This window comes from Halobacillus litoralis (genome assembly GCF_009856445.1).
GTDB lineage: Bacteria > Bacillota > Bacilli > Bacillales > Halobacillaceae > Halobacillus > Halobacillus litoralis.
Genome location: NZ_WMFA01000002.1, coordinates 515,990 through 534,030, shown reverse-complemented (window position 1 = coordinate 534,030; position 18,041 = coordinate 515,990). Strand labels below are relative to the sequence as shown.

General features: G+C 44.9%; 21 protein-coding genes. 8 read left to right on the top strand and 13 right to left on the bottom strand.

Annotated elements, in window-relative coordinates; genetic code table 11:
* Positions 1–42: 42 nt before the first annotated feature.
* Entirely contained in the window at positions 43–510 is a 468-nt protein-coding gene (cbpB, locus tag GLW00_RS07960; protein ID WP_160912893.1) for a cyclic-di-AMP-binding protein CbpB, read from the bottom strand.
* Positions 511–761: 251 nt separating this feature from the next.
* Here cbpB and trhA point away from each other — a divergent pair, with 251 nt between their 5' ends.
* On the top strand, positions 762–1,400 hold the full coding sequence (gene trhA, locus GLW00_RS07955; protein ID WP_160912891.1) for a PAQR family membrane homeostasis protein TrhA: 639 nt from the start codon (positions 762–764) through the stop codon (positions 1,398–1,400).
* A 113-nt stretch (positions 1,401–1,513) separates the two neighbouring features.
* Here trhA and GLW00_RS07950 read toward each other — a convergent pair whose 3' ends face one another.
* Genes GLW00_RS07950 through GLW00_RS07935 form a run of 4 tightly spaced genes read right to left on the bottom strand, consistent with a single transcriptional unit; the run spans position 1,514 to position 5,506 of the window.
* Positions 1,514–2,458, bottom strand: coding sequence for a F510_1955 family glycosylhydrolase (locus GLW00_RS07950; protein ID WP_160912889.1), 945 nt, complete (start codon positions 2,456–2,458; stop codon positions 1,514–1,516).
* Between the two features lie 60 nt (positions 2,459–2,518).
* The gene (gene copZ, locus GLW00_RS07945) at positions 2,519–2,719 is read right to left on the bottom strand and encodes a copper chaperone CopZ (protein WP_160912887.1); all 201 of its coding nucleotides are present in this window, start codon (positions 2,717–2,719) and stop codon (positions 2,519–2,521) included.
* Positions 2,720–2,773: 54 nt separating this feature from the next.
* Positions 2,774–5,176, bottom strand: coding sequence for a heavy metal translocating P-type ATPase (locus GLW00_RS07940; protein ID WP_160912885.1), 2,403 nt, complete (start codon positions 5,174–5,176; stop codon positions 2,774–2,776).
* A gap of 12 nt (positions 5,177–5,188) precedes the next feature.
* Positions 5,189–5,506 (bottom strand): metal-sensing transcriptional repressor, encoded by a 318-nt coding sequence (locus GLW00_RS07935; protein WP_160912883.1) that lies wholly within the window; start codon positions 5,504–5,506, stop codon positions 5,189–5,191.
* Positions 5,507–5,658: 152 nt separating this feature from the next.
* Between GLW00_RS07935 and GLW00_RS07930 the strand changes: the two genes are divergently transcribed.
* Together GLW00_RS07930 and GLW00_RS07925 are read left to right on the top strand one after the other, a co-directional pair.
* Positions 5,659–6,315 (top strand): DUF4396 domain-containing protein, encoded by a 657-nt coding sequence (locus GLW00_RS07930; protein ID WP_160912881.1) that lies wholly within the window; start codon positions 5,659–5,661, stop codon positions 6,313–6,315.
* 408 nt (positions 6,316–6,723) lie between these two features.
* Positions 6,724–8,184: a flavin monoamine oxidase family protein gene (locus GLW00_RS07925; protein ID WP_160912879.1), complete on the top strand. Its 1,461-nt coding sequence runs from the start codon at positions 6,724–6,726 to the stop codon at positions 8,182–8,184.
* A gap of 76 nt (positions 8,185–8,260) precedes the next feature.
* Here GLW00_RS07925 and GLW00_RS07920 read toward each other — a convergent pair whose 3' ends face one another.
* Together GLW00_RS07920 and fadH are read right to left on the bottom strand one after the other, a co-directional pair.
* Entirely contained in the window at positions 8,261–8,455 is a 195-nt protein-coding gene (locus GLW00_RS07920) for a DUF2197 domain-containing protein (protein WP_160912877.1), read from the bottom strand.
* A 17-nt stretch (positions 8,456–8,472) separates the two neighbouring features.
* Entirely contained in the window at positions 8,473–9,240 is a 768-nt protein-coding gene (fadH, locus tag GLW00_RS07915; protein ID WP_160912875.1) for a 2,4-dienoyl-CoA reductase, read from the bottom strand.
* Positions 9,241–9,388: 148 nt separating this feature from the next.
* On the opposite strand from fadH, the gene GLW00_RS07910 reads away from it, so the two are divergent.
* From GLW00_RS07910 to GLW00_RS07895, 4 genes are all read left to right on the top strand, one after another.
* Positions 9,389–10,246 (top strand): metallophosphoesterase, encoded by an 858-nt coding sequence (locus GLW00_RS07910; RefSeq protein WP_160912873.1) that lies wholly within the window; start codon positions 9,389–9,391, stop codon positions 10,244–10,246.
* A gap of 101 nt (positions 10,247–10,347) precedes the next feature.
* Entirely contained in the window at positions 10,348–10,908 is a 561-nt protein-coding gene (locus GLW00_RS07905) for an SCO family protein (RefSeq protein ID WP_160912871.1), read from the top strand.
* Between the two features lie 62 nt (positions 10,909–10,970).
* Positions 10,971–11,441, top strand: a complete 471-nt coding sequence (locus GLW00_RS07900; RefSeq protein ID WP_160912869.1) for a YkyB family protein — start codon at positions 10,971–10,973, stop codon at positions 11,439–11,441.
* 63 nt (positions 11,442–11,504) lie between these two features.
* The gene (locus GLW00_RS07895; protein ID WP_206945927.1) at positions 11,505–11,714 is read left to right on the top strand and encodes a hypothetical protein; all 210 of its coding nucleotides are present in this window, start codon (positions 11,505–11,507) and stop codon (positions 11,712–11,714) included.
* A gap of 656 nt (positions 11,715–12,370) precedes the next feature.
* Here the strand turns inward: GLW00_RS07895 and GLW00_RS07890 are convergent.
* The 6 genes from GLW00_RS07890 to GLW00_RS07865 form a co-directional block, all read right to left on the bottom strand.
* Positions 12,371–13,276: a chemotaxis protein gene (locus tag GLW00_RS07890; protein WP_160912866.1), complete on the bottom strand. Its 906-nt coding sequence runs from the start codon at positions 13,274–13,276 to the stop codon at positions 12,371–12,373.
* Positions 13,277–13,972: 696 nt separating this feature from the next.
* Entirely contained in the window at positions 13,973–14,173 is a 201-nt protein-coding gene (locus GLW00_RS07885; RefSeq protein WP_160912864.1) for a PLDc N-terminal domain-containing protein, read from the bottom strand.
* A 64-nt stretch (positions 14,174–14,237) separates the two neighbouring features.
* A complete protein-coding gene (locus GLW00_RS07880; RefSeq protein ID WP_160912862.1) occupies positions 14,238–14,645 on the bottom strand; it encodes a hypothetical protein in 408 nt (135 codons plus the stop codon).
* 59 nt (positions 14,646–14,704) lie between these two features.
* Complete coding sequence (locus GLW00_RS07875; RefSeq protein ID WP_160912860.1) at positions 14,705–15,409, bottom strand: DNA alkylation repair protein; 705 nt, start codon at positions 15,407–15,409, stop codon at positions 14,705–14,707.
* A gap of 171 nt (positions 15,410–15,580) precedes the next feature.
* Complete coding sequence (locus GLW00_RS07870; protein WP_160912858.1) at positions 15,581–16,435, bottom strand: patatin-like phospholipase family protein; 855 nt, start codon at positions 16,433–16,435, stop codon at positions 15,581–15,583.
* Positions 16,436–16,551: 116 nt separating this feature from the next.
* Complete coding sequence (locus tag GLW00_RS07865; RefSeq protein WP_089654755.1) at positions 16,552–16,701, bottom strand: FbpB family small basic protein; 150 nt, start codon at positions 16,699–16,701, stop codon at positions 16,552–16,554.
* Positions 16,702–16,811: 110 nt separating this feature from the next.
* On the opposite strand from GLW00_RS07865, the gene GLW00_RS07860 reads away from it, so the two are divergent.
* Positions 16,812–17,984: an aminotransferase A gene (locus GLW00_RS07860; protein ID WP_160912857.1), complete on the top strand. Its 1,173-nt coding sequence runs from the start codon at positions 16,812–16,814 to the stop codon at positions 17,982–17,984.
* The last annotated feature ends 57 nt before the right edge of the window (positions 17,985–18,041 follow it).

Here is an 18,041-nt window from a genome sequence, read left to right as displayed (position 1 = left end):
ATAGATGACATCTCAGATGCCATCTATTCTATCATAATCGTTTTATTTACCTGCTTCTACCATTGTATGTTTAAAGGTTTCATGATAGTGCTTGCTGAATTGTTTAAGGATTGTCCGACGTGTCACAATCCCATCGAATTCACCCTGAGGGTTCGTCACACAGACAAAAGGATAGTCAATAAGCTTGTGCATCGCATCAATCATATTGTCACTAAGCTGTAAACAAGGCACTTCATCATCCATCACTTCACTGACTGTCATTTCAGATAATCGGTTTAATTCAAATTGTTCAATTCCCAACGTTTCTTCCAAGATTTTTGTTTTGCTGATGACCCCTTGAAATTTAAAGGTAGGATCCAGTACAGGCACCGCAGAATAACCAGACTTTACTAAGACCAAAAGCGCATGTTCAAGCGGGTTACCAATTTGCACATGAGCTACTTTCTCAGCTGGAATCATAAGTTCTGAAACGAGTGGGATCCTCAATGCTTCTTTTTCTAAACTAACCATGTTCTTGTTCACTCCTCTTTTTCCTGAACATTGAAGGAGCAGAAAGAGACGCTCTTAAGACCATTACATATTCTAACACAATTTCTCCCAAAGCACGAACGCAATATCCGACAATTCTCTCTCTAGCATTCTTCCGACTATCTAGTACCCTCATTTCTATTCTGGATAAACCTGTTTAAGCGTCCAGTCTTTATAAAAAAAGGAAACCGTCGTATAATGAAGACAGTTCACTACATTGGAGTTGAAAAAATTTGCTCACACACACTTTTACAAAGCGTGAAGAAATCGCGAATGCCATCACCCATGGCATCGGCGCCATCTTAAGCATCGCGATGCTCGTCCTGCTCATCGTGTTCGCAAGTATCGGCGGTAATGCCTGGCATATCACCAGTGTGACGATCTACGGGGTCACGATGCTCATCTTGTACGTATCGTCCACTCTCGTCCACAGTTTTCCACCGGGCCGTGCCAAGGATTTGTTTGAGATCTTCGACCATTCCGCCATCTATCTCTTTATTGCCGGAACATACACACCGATCATGCTCGTCCCGTTACGAAGCACGCTCGGATGGACATTATTCGGCATCGTTTGGGGAATGGCCATCCTTGGAATCATTTTCAAGGTGTTTTTCGTCAAAAGGTTTGTCGTGATGTCCACAGTATTCTATGTACTGATGGGCTGGTTGATTGTTCTTGCCTGGGGTCCATTGACAGCGGAAATCCCTGCAGCAGGGATCACGTATCTCGTCGTCGGGGGCGTCATGTATTCCATCGGATCGATTTTTTACGTCTGGCGAAGCTTTAAATATCATCACATGGTCTGGCATTTGTTTGTGCTCGGCGGTTCGATCCTACACTTTTTCTCGATTTTCTTCTATATTATCGGCTGATTCAAGACTCGCAGGTCCCTCCTGCGAGTCTTTTTTTGCAGAAACCCTCGTTTTCACCAACTTACAAGCAATAAAAATAGAACTCCAATGGCTTCCCATAGGAGTTCTATTTTTCACGAAACGGTTTCCCCATCTTCTACAATCTTCTTCCAGTTCTCTCCTCCATCTTCACTAACAAAGGCGGAACCATTAAAGGTGTAAATGGCCATTTTGTTGTCCGTTTCTGTAAAATACATAACCGCATCCTCTTTCATGTCTGGAAGTGGAACATCCGAGGTGCCGGATTCACCGATTAAATAAGAGGTCATCGTGGCTTCGCCGTTGTATAACCCATAAAATAATTCGTCTTCGTTAAAGTATAAGCCGCCAGCTTGTCCAGTCTCAGAAATCTTTTCAAAGCTCTGCCCACCATTTTCACTAAGGAACACTCCGGAATCTGTAGCAATAGCGACGGTCTCACCATTCGTAGGATGGACGGCCATTTGGAAAACACCGCCCTCGATGCCCTCTGCTAGAATAGACTCCCATGTGGCCCCAAGATCTTTACTCCTGTAAAATCCTTGATCCAGCTGAGAATTCGGCTGCTCATTAAACACGTAAACCGTCTCATTGGCAAATCCTGCTCCCATCACGTGAAAATCACTTTCTCCATTAAATGCAAGAGCTTCTAAACTCTCTTCCGAAACTTTGCCTTTTTGAAGACCCAGTGGATTCTCAAGATCACTGGAAGGGATCGGGTGTCCGGAAGAAAGGAAGCCGTCCTCTCTCACCTGGAAGCCCATGTAATCATGAGGATGATAAACCGCTTCTTTCCATTCCCCCTGCTGATAAATCTTGATGCCTGTGTGTGCCGCAAATGCGAATCCTTCTTCCATTACACCAAGGCCGTGGACATGGCCGAGGTTTCCTTGAAAGGATTGTAAGTATTCCAGATTCTCTACTTTATCTTCTTTGCTATCTTTAGGGTCTGCAGCTTCCTCTTCCACTTCCTGACTGCAGGCACTAAGAAAAGTGGAAGCTAAAAGTAAACTCAGTGCTGTTTTTTTAACGTTTCCCATGTCCGCTCACCTCTTTTTAAAAATACCCCCAGGCAGCTTTATACCTGGGGGTTCTATGTGCTATACCACGTCATAACCCTGTTCTTCGATGGCTTCTCTCATTTCCACTTTATTAGCGGTTTCTGAATGAGATACTTTTACATCTCCCGTGTCAAGATCGACGTCAACATCACTTACGCCATCCACTTCTTTCAACGCTCCTTCAACGGCACTCTTGCAGTGTCCACATGTCATTCCTTCTACTTTCAAAGTTGTTTCCATTTTCAACACCCTTTCATTTTTTGTAGGATTTCCTGCTTTAAATTGCAATAAAGCCTATATTTTAGCCCGCTTCAATCTTAATGAGTTCGTCACGACACTTACAGAACTGAAGGCCATAGCTGCCCCGGCTACCCATGGAGCGAGAAGCCCGATGGCAGCGACTGGAATACCTGCAGAGTTATAGGCAAGCGCCCAGAAAAGATTTTGACGGATGTTGCGCATCGTCTTTCTGCTCAATCGAATGGCCTGACTCAAATGAGCAAGGTCTCCACCGACAAGGGTAATATCTGCTGTTTCAATCGCAACATCCGACCCAGTCCCGATGGCGATGCCGATATCAGCCGTAGCAAGAGAAGGAGCATCATTGATTCCGTCTCCAACCATGGCCACCTTTTCTCCCTGTTTCTGCAGTTCTTTCACTTTTTCAGCCTTCTGCTCAGGAAGAACCTCCGCAAAGACTCCATCAATTCCGACTTCTTTAGCAATCGCATCGGCCGTACGTTTATTGTCTCCTGTGACCATATAAACGCTCAGACCAATATTTTTCAAATCGGCAATCGCTTGTCTGGAGGTTTCCTTGACTGTATCTGCGACAGCAATGTAGCCTTTCAATTCACCTTCAACAGCGATGAACATTGCGGTTTTCCCTTGTTGTTCCAGTGTAACCAAGGGCTCTTCATACATACCATAATCGATGTTTTCACGCTGCATTAATTTTCTTGTTCCAATATAGACCCGGTCGTCATCCACGACGGCTTTAATTCCATGGCCTGGAATCGCTTCAAACTCCACGGCGGCTGGCTTAGTCACACCCTGCTCTTCTCCGTATTGGACAATGGCTTCTGCCAATGGGTGCTCAGAAGATTTTTCTGCAGCCACGACGAGAGGCAGTAACTTTTCCTTCTCTTCAAAGGCTACAAAGTCGGTCACTTCCGGCTTCCCTTTGGTGACAGTACCTGTTTTGTCTAACAAAATCGTCGTCAAGCGGTGGGTGCCTTCGAGATATTCCCCACCCTTGAACAAAATCCCCTGTTCAGCTCCTTTGCCTGTACCGACCATGATTGAAGTCGGTGTAGCCAGACCAAGCGCACATGGGCAGGCAATGACCAGCACGGCAATGGCAGCTTCCAAGGCAGGTGGCCACTCTCCTGGAGAGACGATCAAGAACCACACAAGGAATGTCAAGAATGCAATACCGACGACAATCGGGACGAAAATGCCGGATATCTGATCGGCAGTTCTTTGAATCGGCGCTTTCGATCCTTGCGCCTCTTCTACAATTTTAACGATGCCGGATAGAGCCGTATCTTTTCCTACCTTTTCCGCTTTCATTGTAATAGTTCCATTTTTGTTGATCGTTGAGCCAATGACAGGTTCGCCTTCTTGTTTATCGACAGGGATCGATTCTCCTGTGATCATCGATTCATCAACAGAGGTAATGCCGTTGACAACCGTACCGTCGACAGGGATTTTCTCCCCTGGTTTGACGAGGATGTCATCGCCGACCTGTACCTCATCAACAGGAACTTTTTCTTCTTTTCCTTCGCGAATGACAGTCGCTTCTTTCGCCTGAAGATTTAACAATTTCGTCAGGGCAGCTGTCGTCCGGCCTTTAGCGAGTGCTTCAAAAAGTTTCCCTACGAGGATGAGGGTGATCAGGACGGCACTCGTTTCAAAATAAAGTTCAGGCGTGATTGATGGATTCAACTGCCAGCGGATCGCTTCAACCAAACTGTAAAAATAGGCGGCCGAAGTTCCAAGCGCAACAAGGACATCCATGTTGGCGCTTTTATTAGAAAGCGCCCGGTAAGCTCCTTTATAAAACTGGCCGCCGATATAAAATTGGACAGGTGTGGCAAGCAGGAATTGGAACCAAGGATTCATCAGCCACATGGGCACAGGAAGACCAATATCCCATGGGAGGTGACCGACCATCGTGTAAAGGAGAGGGAATGATAACAGGGCTGATATCCAAAGCTTCCGTTTTTTCGCTTGGATTTCCTCTTCCTTCTGCTCTTTTTGCTCTTCCCGGTTCTGCTTCGTCACCGCATGGTAGCCGAGCTTCTCCACTTTCCCAATAATGTCATCGACGGTCAGGGTGTTGGGATTGTATTCAATAACCCCCGCTTCTGTCGCTAAGTTAATGTTCGCTTCACTTACCCCACTCGTTTTGGACAATACTTTCTGGATCCTTGTAGAACAGGCAGAACAGGTCATCCCTTGAATATCCAGCTCTACACGTTCTTTCTGAACGCCATAGCCAAGTTTTTCGATCTTGGCTTCGATATCCTCCGGCTGTACTTTTGAATCATCATAGTGTACATTCGCCTTTTCCATCGCAAGGTTGACGTTGGCCTCCACTCCATCCATTTTGTTGAGGACTTTTTCAATTCGGGTGGAGCAGGCAGAACAGGTCATTCCAGTGACTCCTATATTCATCTGCTTCTGATCAGCCATCTTTACACCCCCTTATTTTGAAAACTGTTGGACGACTTTCATCAATTCATCAATCGCTTCATCGCCATTGCCTTTTTGAATGGCATCTTTGACGCAATGATGGGTATGACGCTCCAGCAAGTTGTATCCGACTTTATTCAAAGCGTTATTAATCGCTGATATCTGTACCAGAATGTCTACACAGTAACGATCATCTTCCACCATTTTCTGAATGCCGCGAACCTGGCCTTCGATTCGTTTCAAACGATTCAACACGGCTACCTTTTCATCTTCTGTTCTCGGCTTTGCCGGCTGTTTACCGCTGTCCTCGGGGAGAATACTCTCTGACATATCCACCGCCTCCTTTTGTCAATATTATATACCGGGTATAGGTATAGTAGTCAACAAATTAAGCTTATCAATCCTAAATATTTTTCGCGTTTATTTATTTACTACCTGAGGGTATAGATATTTAAACGTAAAAAAGTACAGAGGTGATTGGAATGTTGTCTACGATTTCTGTAATCGCTCTTGCGATTGGACTTTTATGTTCTCTTATTATTACCATCGATGTCCTGCGACACCCGCAAATGATGAAGATCATGAATGTTGTCTGGCCAATTAATGGATGGTTCATGGGCCCATTAGCCTTATGGACTTACTTTAAGTGGGGACGCTTGAAAAGTAAGGATAATGATAAAGAGGACCACCGCGGCAGACCCGCCAAAGTGTTCGTCTCCACGAGCCACTGTTCAGCAGGCTGCACGCTCGGGGATGCGGTCGGTGTACCGATCGTCGCTTTGACGGGCATGATGATTGCGGGGTCCACCCTGTTCGCTCACTACACCGTTGAATTTATCCTGGCTTACTTATTCGGCATCCTTTTTCAGTTTTATGCGATCTATCCGATGAATAAAGATCTCGGAAAAAAAGGAGCCGTCTGGGCTGCCATCAAAGCCGACTCGTTATCATTGATTGCTTTTGAAGTGGGGATGTTCGGGTGGATGGCTATCGTCCACTTCGTCCTTTTCCAGGAGCCGCCCAAGCCTAATGAAGCTACCTATTGGTTCATGATGCAGATTGCCATGATCCTTGGTTTCCTTACTAGTTATCCGGCAAACTGGCTATTGGTGAGAAAAGGAATTAAAGAAGAAATGTAAAAGAAAAAATAAGAACGGATGAAGGACATTTCTTCACCCGTTCTTATCCATTAAAAGAACCTACACCCTTTAACCGCTCATTTATAAACTTTACTGAACAAATACGCCTCTCTTAAGTTTTTATTTGCTGCTTCCGGTAAAACCCCACGTAAACTTTCTATGTAACAATACCCTCTCTTCTTAAAGTCAGCTTAAAAGCGTGTTTTTTCAAAGGGAATTTTCCTCGTTAACATTTGTGATATTTTCAAAACAAGTAGTGAATCGCCCCTTATTCCTTTCACATCCTAATCAGAAATAGTCGCATTTCACCTACGCTTCCAACTCCACACCCAAGATGATAGGACATATCACAATTTGGCATTTCCTTACTCCCACCATCGTAAGATATACGATGAGGGGGAGGTTGGAATGAGCAAACGCGTAGATCTTCACAGTTACGGAGAATTAAGTTATCCGAAAGACATGCTTTCTATTATTCAGGATGGATTGCCTGTTTTGAATGGGCCGCCCAAAAAAGTGGTCATTGTCGGTGCCGGCATGGCCGGATTGGTTTGTGCTTCCCTACTGAAACAAGCGGGCCATACGGTAAAGATCATTGAAGGCAGTGATCGGGTCGGTGGAAGAATCTACACGTTAAGGAAACCTTTTTCAGAAGGGCAGTACCTGGATGTCGGCGCTATGCGATTTCCGAACATCCATGAGCTGATCTTCGCTTACATTCGCAAGTTCGATTTACCCATCAATGCATTCAATAACGAGAATGACCTCTATTTCGTCAATGGTGTCCAGAGCACAAGTACGACATACACCCAAAACCCCAATGTTCTTAAATTTCCATTGGCGCCTGAAGAGCAAGGAAAAACAGCGAAAGAATTGCTTTCGCTCGCTGTTCAGCCTTACCTCGATTTATATGAGAGCGCCTCCCCCGCAGAAAAAGAACGCTTAAGAAGAAAGTTTGACCGGTATTCATTTGAAGGATTTCTCCGCTTTAATCCCTTAGGGGTTTCCTTATCTGAAGGAGCGATAAGAAAGGTCAAAGTCTTGTTGGGAATTGAAGGTTTTCCTGAACTGTCCTTCGTCGATATCTTGTTGGATATTGTCCGGACCGTGTTTAATCCAGATCTGAAATTCTATGAAATTACAGGAGGAAATGATTTGCTTCCTGAAGCGTTCCTCCCTGATTTAAGTCCCAATATCCTATACAAAAGGAAAGTGCAGCAAATCTTTCAGGAAAACGATGGAATCAGAGTTGTCGCTATCAACCGGAACACGTATGAATATGAAAATTACAAAGGAGATTATGTGATCGTCACCGTCCCTTATTCCGTCATGCAGTTCATCGATATCATTCCATACGACTCCATTTCTTTTGAGAAGTGGAAAGCAATCAAGGAGTTGTCCTACGTTTCATCAGTAAAAATCGGACTTGAATTCAAAACAAGGTTTTGGGAAGAGTTGAAGATTGCGAATGTCTTAACTGATATTCCTTTAAGGTACACCTACTCGCCCAGCCCAGGCCGTCAGGTGATGCTTGGAAGCTATAGTTGGGGTGCCAATGCAAATTTATGGAACAGTTTGCCTGAGAGAGAAAGGATTAATGAGGCTCTCTATGGGTTATCAAAAGTTTTCGGAAAAATAGTGTACGAGGAGTTCACGAGAGGGGCTTCGTACAGTTGGAGCCAAAATGAATTCTCAGCCGGATGTTTCACCTTGTTTGCACCAAACCAGGCGACTGACTTTGCCGACCGCCTTTATACACCAGAAGGACGAATCCATTTCGCAGGTGAACATACTTCCACGTTCCATGGATGGGTGGAAGGTGCCATCGAATCTGCCATTCGGGCTGCGAATGAAGTAAACAAAAGATGAAAGTATATTTCCACATAAAAAGGTTCCTGCCTATGCAAGACTGTGGCAGGAACCCATTTCAAAAGACCAGATCGGTCTATCTCAAAAACTTATCGTGTGAATCGATCATATCCGGATGGAGTCCGGTGCTTGTCTGCGCGTCTTTCTGCATCGATTGATTACAAGACTTGCACACATAGGACGCTTGAGGGTTTTTACTAATTTTCATATATTGTGGATCAGAGCGGTCTAATTTGTACGTCTTTTTACAAAAGAAACATTTCTTTTCCATGCGCGCTCTCCCCTTTTTTAAAAAGGAAATTTGTTCAGCCATTGTCCTCCATCAAGGGTGACGACTTCACCGTTCATATAAGATCCTTCTTCAGAAAGAATGAATTTCGCAAGTCCTGCGATTTCCTCCGGCTTTCCTAAACGGCCGAGAGGTACGGAAGCAAGCGTACGCTGCGCCGCTTTTTCCGATTGAAACAGTTTCTCTGCTCCACCCGTCCGTTCGATTGGTCCGGGAGCGATGGCATTCGCACGGATGCCGTATTTTGTTCCCCATTCCACTGCGAGTGTACGTGTCATTGTAAGCACGCCAGACTTAGCAGAAGCGGAATGGATGACACCAGCTCCGGCATTCCAGGCGTAAGTGGCTACGATATTCAGAATCGATCCTTTGATTTCATTTTCAATCCAATACTTTCCAACGGCCTGACTGCAGTAAAAGGTGCCATTCAAAACAATGTTGATGACGGAATTCCATCCGTTCGGAGACAACTCTTCTGCGGGTGCAATGAAATTGCCCGCAGCGTTATTGACGAGATGATCGATCCTCCCGAAAGCCTCCACGGTTTCTTTGACCATCCGCTCGGTATCTTCGACTTCACGGACGTCCATCTGAACGGTTAGGACATGATCTTCCTTTCCAGCGGCGATCTGCTTCTTCGCTTCTTCCAGCCTTTCCACATTCCGACCGGTAATCGCGACCTTCGCCCCTTCCTGTACAAACCTTTCTGCCATATGCAGTCCCATTCCACTGGAACCACCGGTAACGATAACGACTTGATTTTCCATATGTACAAACCTCCTCTTCTTGACTACTTATGTAATTCAACAAGAACAAACTGAATACCTGTTCATTTTCAAAAGAAAGTATAAAAATTCGACGTTATCTTTCCGTCACGCATGTTATAATGGCGGAAGAATTCAGAGGAGAGACGTCATGAAAATAACGAGAAGAACCTTCATCAAACGTACATTAGCAGGTGCTGCAGCTTTGATCGGCCTCAATGCGTTCGGCTATACGTATGCCCGTTACATGGAACCGAATATGCTCGCCATCCGCAGGCACGAAATCGAGCACGGGAAAATCCCCCGTCATTTTCATAATTTCAAAGTCCTCCAGTTTTCGGACACGCATGTCGGCTTTCATTATGAATTGGATGATTTAGAGCGCCTTGTTGAAAAAATTAATAAAGAGCAAGCGGACCTCATTTTATTTACAGGAGATCTTGTAGACGAACCACACACCTACTCTTTTCCACCACGCCTGATTCAAATACTGAAGAAACTGGAAGCGAAGCACGGAAAGTATTGGATCTATGGAAATCATGATCATGGCGGCTATGGAACAGAAAAAATTCGTGAGGTTATGGAACAGAGCGGTTTTCAACTTTTACAAAACGAACATACCCTCATTAAAAACGGATCCGCCTCCTTCACGCTTGCCGGTGTCGACGACGTCATGCTCGGTCAGCCTGACTTAGAACGAACACTTGAAAATGTTCCTAATGATTCTTTCACCTTATTAATGGTCCATGAGCCGGATGTGGCGCTTGAATACCAACACTATCCTGTAGATGTCCAATTGTCGGGTCACAGTCACGGTGGGCAGGTACAAGTCCCTTTTATAGGCTATCTGGTCACACCCCCTTTTGCTGAACATTTCGTTGAAGGTCACTATCCATTAGTGAACGATTTTAACCTATATGTAAGCCGGGGCATCGGCACGACAAGACTTCCTTACCGATTCATGTGCCGCCCTGAATTTTCAGTGTTTCATTTAATATCAACGCAATGAAACCAGTAGAACTCTTACATTTCTGTGACAGATGGAAAACATGTCTGTCCTTTTTCCTTTGGAGTGATAAACTAAAGACATTTAGAAAGTTGGAGGCTCTTATGAAACTAAGATTATGGATGAGCATCATTTTCCTTCTATCCATTACGGTGGCCTGTGCGTCAAAGGACGTCGGAGAATTATCAGCCGTCAATCAAAACGGGGAAGAGATATCCGTACCACAAGCCTATGCCGGAGAATACTGGGTCGCGGATTTCATTTTCACCAATTGTGAAACCGTCTGTCCTCCGATGACAGGAAATATGTCCAGACTCCAAGCTCAGTTGGAACAGGAGAATTTAGACGTTCAGCTCGTCTCGGTAAGTGTAGATCCTGAAAATGACACCCAGGATGAACTGCTTTCTTTTGCCGAGAACTATCAACCGAATTACGAGCAGTGGGACTTTCTTACAGGTTATTCCTTTAAGGAAGTGAAAGAATGGTCGATCAAATCATTCCACTCACCCGTCAAAAAAATGGAAGATTCCAATCAGGTCGCCCATGGAACAAGCTTTTTCCTCGTCGATCCTGATGGAAACATCGCAGAGACTTACAGTGGAACAAAAGCCGAATCTGTCGAAAAAATCGTCGAAGATTTAAAAAGATATAAAAACGAATCCTAATATTGTAAAATGTTGTAAATAAACAAAAAGAGAGCTATACTTGGATGGAAAGGAGATCATAGATGAAAGACAATCAAATATCCAACCGTGAAATAGCCGAATCCCTATTCATCGTCAATCGACATGCCAAAACAGCGCCCGAACCGAGGCATCTGTATGACATTAAGAAACATACAATTGACAAACTCCTAAATGAAAACCGCGCCAAAAAGGTCGGACTCCATTTCTCCGACCATCCGAAATTCAGCCAGCAGCACTCGACCCTCCTCATTGAAGTTGGTGGTTACTATTTCCATGTTCCTGCAACAAAGAAAGACTTTCAAGATTTGGAGCATTTAGGAAAAGTCGACCAGTCCTACCGGAACCCGAAACCCAAATTATCACTGTCGAGAGCCAAACGAACGCTTTATCATTACTTGAATTGGAAGCAGCCGAAAAAGCCTGCGTATTCCCTCCAAACTTCTTCTCAACCAAGTATGCTCGGCCAGCCGACAGGCAGTCCATGGAACCAGCGCAGACGAAGGCGCCCGTAAACCCTTTCCGAGGTTTCATTTCTTGAAAAATAAGGAATGGACAAGGAGAGGAGGATGATAAAAATGGCTGTAAGTGAAGTCGAAGATTTTTTATATCATTTAAAGAAGTATATGGAATACACAACAGAAATGCGTGCCTCCTATGAGCACCTTTCAGATCATCACAAAAATATCGTTGTAGAGTCATCACCAACAAAAGCGGGACCGGAAACATTGTCCAAGCATGCGTATGATTGGCATGATGAGTTGTTCGAGCGATTAAAAAACGAATAAAAAAAATCCGCCCAGGAGCGGATTTTTTTTATTCCTTCTTTTATATACCTCTCATTCATATGCAACAAAAGCTTTAGTTGAAGACTCAGTTTCGAGATGTTTCTGGGTTCGTTCCCTGGGTTGAGCGTCAGGGGTGGCTGGGAAGCAACTCGCTTTCCTGTGGGGGAGCGCCGAGCTTCCTCGGACTGCGTCCTGCGGGATCTCGCCTATCTCCTTCTCCCACGGGAGTCTCGCAGCTTCCCAACCACCCCATTCCATATGAGGAGTGAAACGAACCCCTATACCGAGAGAGTGTGTCTCTTACTCCTCTCTCCTAAGTAGGCATAAAGCTCTCTTTATCAAGCTTTAAGTTTTGGTGGGAAGATTTATATGATTATTTCGCTTCATCATTCAAGTTGATCTTTTAGAAGTGGTTTCGATAATGATCCTTGGTAAAGGGGCGAAGGGGAATGGCGAGACTCCTGCGGGAAAAAAGTGCTTGGTGAGACCCCACAGGACGCAGTCCGAGGAGGCTCACCGCGCTCCCGCGGAAAGCGAGCTATTCCCCGCAGCCCCCATCCACTTAACAAAAGTCTCGAAACTGAGTCTTCCACAATCCTGCCATTTACTTTAATAACAGAACACAGGTTCATTAATAGAACCTGGTTCTTAAAGAATTAAAGAATGTGATGATCGATGATTTTTACGAGTTCCACGATTTCTGGTTTGGACACTTGTCCATCAGCTCCAACGATTTCGCCTTTGTGTCGAAGGTCATCTGTGATCAGTGAAGAGAAAATGACGACAGGAAGTCTGTTCATATCGCTATGACCCTTCAACAGGCGAGTAAAATGGTGGCCGTCCATGCGCGGCATTTCAATATCAGTGATGATCAACTGATATTCTTCTTCGATCGTTTTCCCTTCTTCCAATAAATCTTCCAAATGTTCATAGGCTTCTTTTCCGTCCTCAAAGGTAATCGTATTTTCATAACCTGCTTCACTTAACGTTTCCTGAAGCATGGCACGAAGCATAGCGGAATCTTCAGCAATCAGAATTTTCTTTTGTGAACGTTCCCTTTGGCCAAGTTCGCGCAACTGATCAGCATGAATACTGGATTCTGGATTGATATCAGCGACCACTTTTTCAAAATCAAGCAGCAACAGCATGTCTTCATTCATTTTAATGACACCTGTAATCTGCGTTTCCAGCCCCTGGTACATTTTATTCGGCTTTTCAATCTGCTCCCACGAGATCCGGTGAATCTGCGTGACGGTGTGTACGTGAAAAACGATTTTCGTCTTATTGAATTCCGTCAGAATAAATTTATCCTGCCTCGGATTCTCAGATGGTGAAAATCTGAGGGCATGTGCTACATCGACGACCGGGACGACTTCCCCACGGATTTCAATGATCCCTTCCACTGATTTATGGGAATGAGGAATTTTCGTGACAGGTTGAGGGTTCAGAATTTCTTTTACTTTTATAACGTTTATGCCGAAACGATTATTCCCGATTCCGAATTCGACGATTTCTAATTCATTGGTGCCGCTTTCGAGTAATATGCCTTGGTCCTGCTTCATGAAGCATCGTCCTTCCTTTGATAGAATCCACTCTTTATATCGTCTATCAACGGCTAAATATAAAGCAGTTGTCCTATATTACTGAATGCCTCACACTTTTTCAATAGAAGCTCCCTTTAGTTGAAGACTCAGTTTCGAGACTTCTGTTGGGTGGATGGGGGCTGCGGGGAATAGCTCGCTTTCCGCGGGAGCGCGGTGAGCCTCCTCGGACCGCGTCCTGTGGGGTCTCACCCTGCACTTTTTTCCCGCAGGAGTCTCGACATTCCCCTCCGCCCCTTTATCATAAAAGGTTCTCGAAACCACTACTATAAGGACAGCTCGTATGATTATTAGGAATGGGTGAAAGAACACCTCCCCTAGCACAAAAAAGCCTAACCCAGAGCGCTTCCCCCCCTAACAGTTGGATAGTAGAAGACCATCAAACTTGGTAGAGGGGTTCGTTACACTCATACATCGAATGGGGTGGTTGGGAAGCTGCGAGACTCCCGCGGGAATGGATTGGCTGGCTGCGAAGCACGAGGAGGCTTGCCGTCATCCCCTCAGGAAAGCGAGTAGCTATCCCAGCCATCCCTGACGCTCAACCCGGGCAACGAACCCCGGAAAGTCTCGAAACTGAGTCTTCTGAGTCTTCCACAATCCTGCCATTTAGTTTAATAACGAAGAGCGCAAAAAAAGAGCGGGAGGCCCGCTCTTTTTTTAATCATTTCTTATGATAAGATAAACAATCAGCCCGACTAAGGGGAAGAATAATGTTGCGATAAGGACAACGAGACTGTAGGCGGTGCTTCTTCCTTTGCGGACAGAATCACGATACGCCCATACACTCGTTAGAATATTCAGGACCAGCAACCCGCCACCAAAGATCAGAAAAATGAGAAATAAGATGCCAATTTCCATGATGTTCCTCCTCTATTCCCGTTTCTCACCTATTCTACGATTCAGGAAAGAGAAAGTTTCAAAATCAAGCTGCTTTTCTTTTGCTTCGTTTCGATAAACGTACGTAGAGCTTACGCATCCACGTAATGGTAACGTAAACCAAACCGAAGCTGCTGATGGCGAGCAGACAGACCGACCAGTAGGAAGCGGGCAGCGTTGAAGTCGTATCAGACATGGCGTATCGATCGACAAGCTGAAGGAAGACCACTGCGAGAAGACTACTAGTCACATAGCTGGATAGAGTCTTCCAATGATTCAGCATCATCCATTCGATGACCGGCTTGACCACCCACATCAGGGACAGCATGAACAAAAAAACGAGCGAGAATTGAACATACTCAGGCTTCAGGCCAAAAACACCCAATAGATCATGATCAAGCCAGCTAATGGTCTCTTTTAAAAACGAGGGATCGAACCAATCCATAATATTCATCTTCTTCCGCTCCTTGTTCTTTTTGTACCATTATGAACAAGGTTCGAAAGGATTAAACTTCACCTTTCTAAAAGCTCTGGATGTTTGCTTTTCAGCCATTTCAATCCTTCTCTTCGGCTCAAAGGGCGCACTTCATTCCGTTCGAGGTAATCCATAACCGCCCGTGCATCCGTTTTGCTGTATTCACGAAGGGCCCATCCGATTGCTTTTTCAATAAAAAACTCTTTTTCATGCTTGAGGGCATCGATCGTTTCGAAAAGGAGTGGAGCATCTGTCTTTTCCTTATATTTCAACTGATGCAGGACGCTGGAACGTCTGACCCATAGGTGATCGGACTGTCTCCACTCTTCTGTGTATGGGCGAAGTTTATCTTCGTATCGAAGGAAGTAGCCCCCGCACAAAGTGGAAGCGATCATATCGACCGTGTCCCACCAAGGTTTCGTCATAAGCAGTTGCTTGTAAGTATCAATACTGTTTTCCGGTGCTTTTTTGATCCCTTTTTCAAGTAAAGCGAGAGCCGCGTAGTGACATTCTCTTTCCGGTTTCTCAAAAAGCAGAACCGCTGTTTCCAGACGCTCCTCTTCCGTGATATCTTTGTAGTTCTTCAACAATGGTGCGAGGATTTGTTTTCGCTCGGGGGCTTTAATTCCGAAGAAAGGGTAGTGATTCTTCATGTAGTTCTCCATAGGGATGCGTTGATCTTCATCTTTATGTTTTTCTAATTCTGACGTGACACTTTCACATATTTCAACAGGTCTGTTCATTCCCTCTCCTCCGTTTCTTTAAAAGGTGCACGTCTACGAGCAAGCACCCATCCATAAGGGCGCTTGTCATTTTTCCCCTCATCAAAAGAATGATGAGGGTACAAGCCATGAAGGTAACGGCAACCATGCCTATCAGCATCGTTCCCGCCTCCCTTTCAAACCATAAAGCCATCATCGTACTTGCAGGAAACGTTCCATTCTTGCAGCATGGGCTTCCGCTTCTTCATACCCTTGAGCATAAAGATTATGCAGACGATCACGGTTCCTTTCGATTCTGCTCACTTTCAAAGGCTTTAACGGTCGTATGACGAACGCCTCTCCATTTTGTTCTGCTTCCTTCACTTTCTGCAGCTGCTGATTATAACGAATATGCCTTTCCAGTAAAGCTTTGGCAAACAAAGGGAATTGCTTGTACTTACGGTTGAAGTACCAGCCGGCTTTCATCCTTCCCTTGGTGTATCCATCGTTTCGAGTAAGAACGACGACATGCTTTTTGTTCCCGTCCCGTTTGGAAGCCTCCATGGGAATGGGGTCGGCTATACCTCCATCCATTAATTCCCGACCGTCGTACTGAATGCTTGGGGCAACCATCGGCAAGGAGCTTGAAGCGCGTATGACTTTCAGAAGACTCTCCCTGTCAGGGAATTGGTCGTAAAAGACAGGTTCTCCTGTTTTCATATCTGTCGTCCCGACGACAAAACGCGTTTTTTGTTGAAGGAACGTGTCATAGTCGAACGGGACCAGTTGATTCGGAAGTTTATCAAATATGAAATCCATCCCAAACAACTGTCGTTTCGTAATCATCCTTTTGTACGATATGTATTCTGGATGCGCCCCGTATTCGACAATCACTTCATAATTCCTTCCCCTCTGTTTGGCAACATAAGAGCTGCCATTGCATGCGCCGGCAGATGCTCCGACCACATAGGGGACATGAATGTCTTCATCAAGGAAGAAATCGAGCACGCCCGCCGTATATGCGCCTCTCATCCCTCCGCCTTCAAGTACTAAACCGACATCATCCATAGGATTTAAACACCTTCCTTTTTTTCATTTTTTCCTTTCTCTATATTCTGCCATTTTCTATATGAAAAGTAAAAAAAGCAACCCGTTCTATGCGGTTGCTTTTTGGTGTGATATCATCAGTTTACATAAGCATCGGAATCGTTTTTTCTTGTATGTTTTTCATCTATTTGACGTTCGATTTTTTCGATTGCTTCCTGATCGTTCAACAATTGTCGCTTGTTACGATCCACTAAGTCTTCAAAGGAAATTCGTTTGTGACTTCTCATTATACAACTCCTTTCATGGGCTTATTTTAAATTATAACAAAATTCAACAAATTACACGCAATAATTGTTTGAACATTTTGTTAACTTTATGTAAAGAAGGAGAATACGTATTGGAAAACTTCATCAATCCCAAAGTGAAGCAAATTGAAATATCAGGAATCCGCCGTTTTTTTAATATGGTATCCCACTATGAAGACATTGTGTCATTAACTATTGGACAGCCTGACTTCCCTACACCTCCCGCAGTGAAAGAAGCAGGGATTCAGGCTATCAAGGATAATCGAACGACCTATACGCATAATGCCGGAATGCTCTCACTTAGAGAAGCCATCCAGCAGCACGTGAAAAATTCTTATGGACTCAATTATGAAGCAGAAAATGAAATCATCGTCACCATAGGGGCTTCCCAGGCTTTGGATATTTCCCTTAGGACCATCATCCAGCCTGGAGATGAAGTGCTGTTGCCCGGACCGGTTTATCCGGGATATGAGCCGCTCATCCGCCTGGCAGGCGGAAAACCTGTGTTCATCGATACAAGTGAGAGCGACTTCAAATTGACGGGAGATCAGATTAAAGAAAAGATCAGTCCAAAAACAAAAGCTGTTATTCTGCCTTATCCATCCAATCCGACGGGAGTTTCTTTAACAGAAGCAGAGCTTGCCGGAATTGCGGATGTGATCAAAGAGCACCACCTCTTCTTGTTAGCCGATGAAATTTACAGTGAACTTGTATATGACCGTCCGCACACCTCGATTGCAAGCTTTTCCGATGTTCGCGACCAGGTGATTGTGATAAACGGGGTTTCGAAATCCCACAGTATGACCGGGTGGAGGATCGGGTACCTGCTTGCCCCTTCCTGGTTATGCCGTCATTTATTGAAAGTTCATCAGTACAACGTCTCCTGCGCAACTTCGATCAGCCAGTACGCGGCCCTTGAGGCTTTGACAAATGGAAAGAAAGAGGCTGAATCGATGCGTGATGCATATAAGAAAAGAAGAGCATTCGTCATCAGCCGTCTCAAAGAAATGAACCTCTCATTTGCTCAGCCAGACGGAGCCTTCTATGTTTTCCTCGACTTTCCGCTGAATGGAAAATCCACGTTCGAGCGTGCCGTGCAGCTCGTGGAGGAAGCAGGAGTAGCTCTTGTACCAGGGGATGCTTTTTCAGAACATGGAAAAGGTTATATGCGCATGTCCTACGCCTACAGTATGGCTACATTGGAAGAAGGGCTGAAACGTTTGGAAGACTTCATCTCAAAAGAGAGATTTAAAAGGGAAACGTAATCAGCTTTCCGTAAGGGTCCTTGAAATACACCCATAAAAAGAACTCATGGATGCAGG

What these genes read in the sequence shown, in the direction of transcription:
- fadH (WP_160912875.1), bottom strand. Translation starts at nt 9,240, where the DNA reads ATGGAAAATCAAGTCGTTATCGTTACCGGTGGTTCCAGTGGAATGGGA.
- cbpB (WP_160912893.1), bottom strand. Translation starts at nt 510, where the DNA reads ATGGTTAGTTTAGAAAAAGAAGCATTGAGGATCCCACTCGTTTCAGAA.
- GLW00_RS07865 (WP_089654755.1), bottom strand. Translation starts at nt 16,701, where the DNA reads ATGAGAAGTCACAAACGAATTTCCTTTGAAGACTTAGTGGATCGTAAC.
- GLW00_RS07935 (WP_160912883.1), bottom strand. Translation starts at nt 5,506, where the DNA reads ATGTCAGAGAGTATTCTCCCCGAGGACAGCGGTAAACAGCCGGCAAAG.
- GLW00_RS07905 (WP_160912871.1), top strand. Translation starts at nt 10,348, where the DNA reads ATGAAACTAAGATTATGGATGAGCATCATTTTCCTTCTATCCATTACG.
- GLW00_RS07885 (WP_160912864.1), bottom strand. Translation starts at nt 14,173, where the DNA reads ATGGAAATTGGCATCTTATTTCTCATTTTTCTGATCTTTGGTGGCGGG.
- GLW00_RS07925 (WP_160912879.1), top strand. Translation starts at nt 6,724, where the DNA reads ATGAGCAAACGCGTAGATCTTCACAGTTACGGAGAATTAAGTTATCCG.
- GLW00_RS07910 (WP_160912873.1), top strand. Translation starts at nt 9,389, where the DNA reads ATGAAAATAACGAGAAGAACCTTCATCAAACGTACATTAGCAGGTGCT.
- GLW00_RS07930 (WP_160912881.1), top strand. Translation starts at nt 5,659, where the DNA reads ATGTTGTCTACGATTTCTGTAATCGCTCTTGCGATTGGACTTTTATGT.
- GLW00_RS07940 (WP_160912885.1), bottom strand. Translation starts at nt 5,176, where the DNA reads ATGGCTGATCAGAAGCAGATGAATATAGGAGTCACTGGAATGACCTGT.
- GLW00_RS07895 (WP_206945927.1), top strand. Translation starts at nt 11,505, where the DNA reads ATGGCTGTAAGTGAAGTCGAAGATTTTTTATATCATTTAAAGAAGTAT.
- GLW00_RS07880 (WP_160912862.1), bottom strand. Translation starts at nt 14,645, where the DNA reads ATGAATATTATGGATTGGTTCGATCCCTCGTTTTTAAAAGAGACCATT.
- GLW00_RS07950 (WP_160912889.1), bottom strand. Translation starts at nt 2,458, where the DNA reads ATGGGAAACGTTAAAAAAACAGCACTGAGTTTACTTTTAGCTTCCACT.
- GLW00_RS07920 (WP_160912877.1), bottom strand. Translation starts at nt 8,455, where the DNA reads ATGGAAAAGAAATGTTTCTTTTGTAAAAAGACGTACAAATTAGACCGC.
- GLW00_RS07870 (WP_160912858.1), bottom strand. Translation starts at nt 16,435, where the DNA reads ATGGATGATGTCGGTTTAGTACTTGAAGGCGGAGGGATGAGAGGCGCA.
- GLW00_RS07890 (WP_160912866.1), bottom strand. Translation starts at nt 13,276, where the DNA reads ATGAAGCAGGACCAAGGCATATTACTCGAAAGCGGCACCAATGAATTA.
- copZ (WP_160912887.1), bottom strand. Translation starts at nt 2,719, where the DNA reads ATGGAAACAACTTTGAAAGTAGAAGGAATGACATGTGGACACTGCAAG.
- GLW00_RS07875 (WP_160912860.1), bottom strand. Translation starts at nt 15,409, where the DNA reads ATGAACAGACCTGTTGAAATATGTGAAAGTGTCACGTCAGAATTAGAA.
- GLW00_RS07900 (WP_160912869.1), top strand. Translation starts at nt 10,971, where the DNA reads ATGAAAGACAATCAAATATCCAACCGTGAAATAGCCGAATCCCTATTC.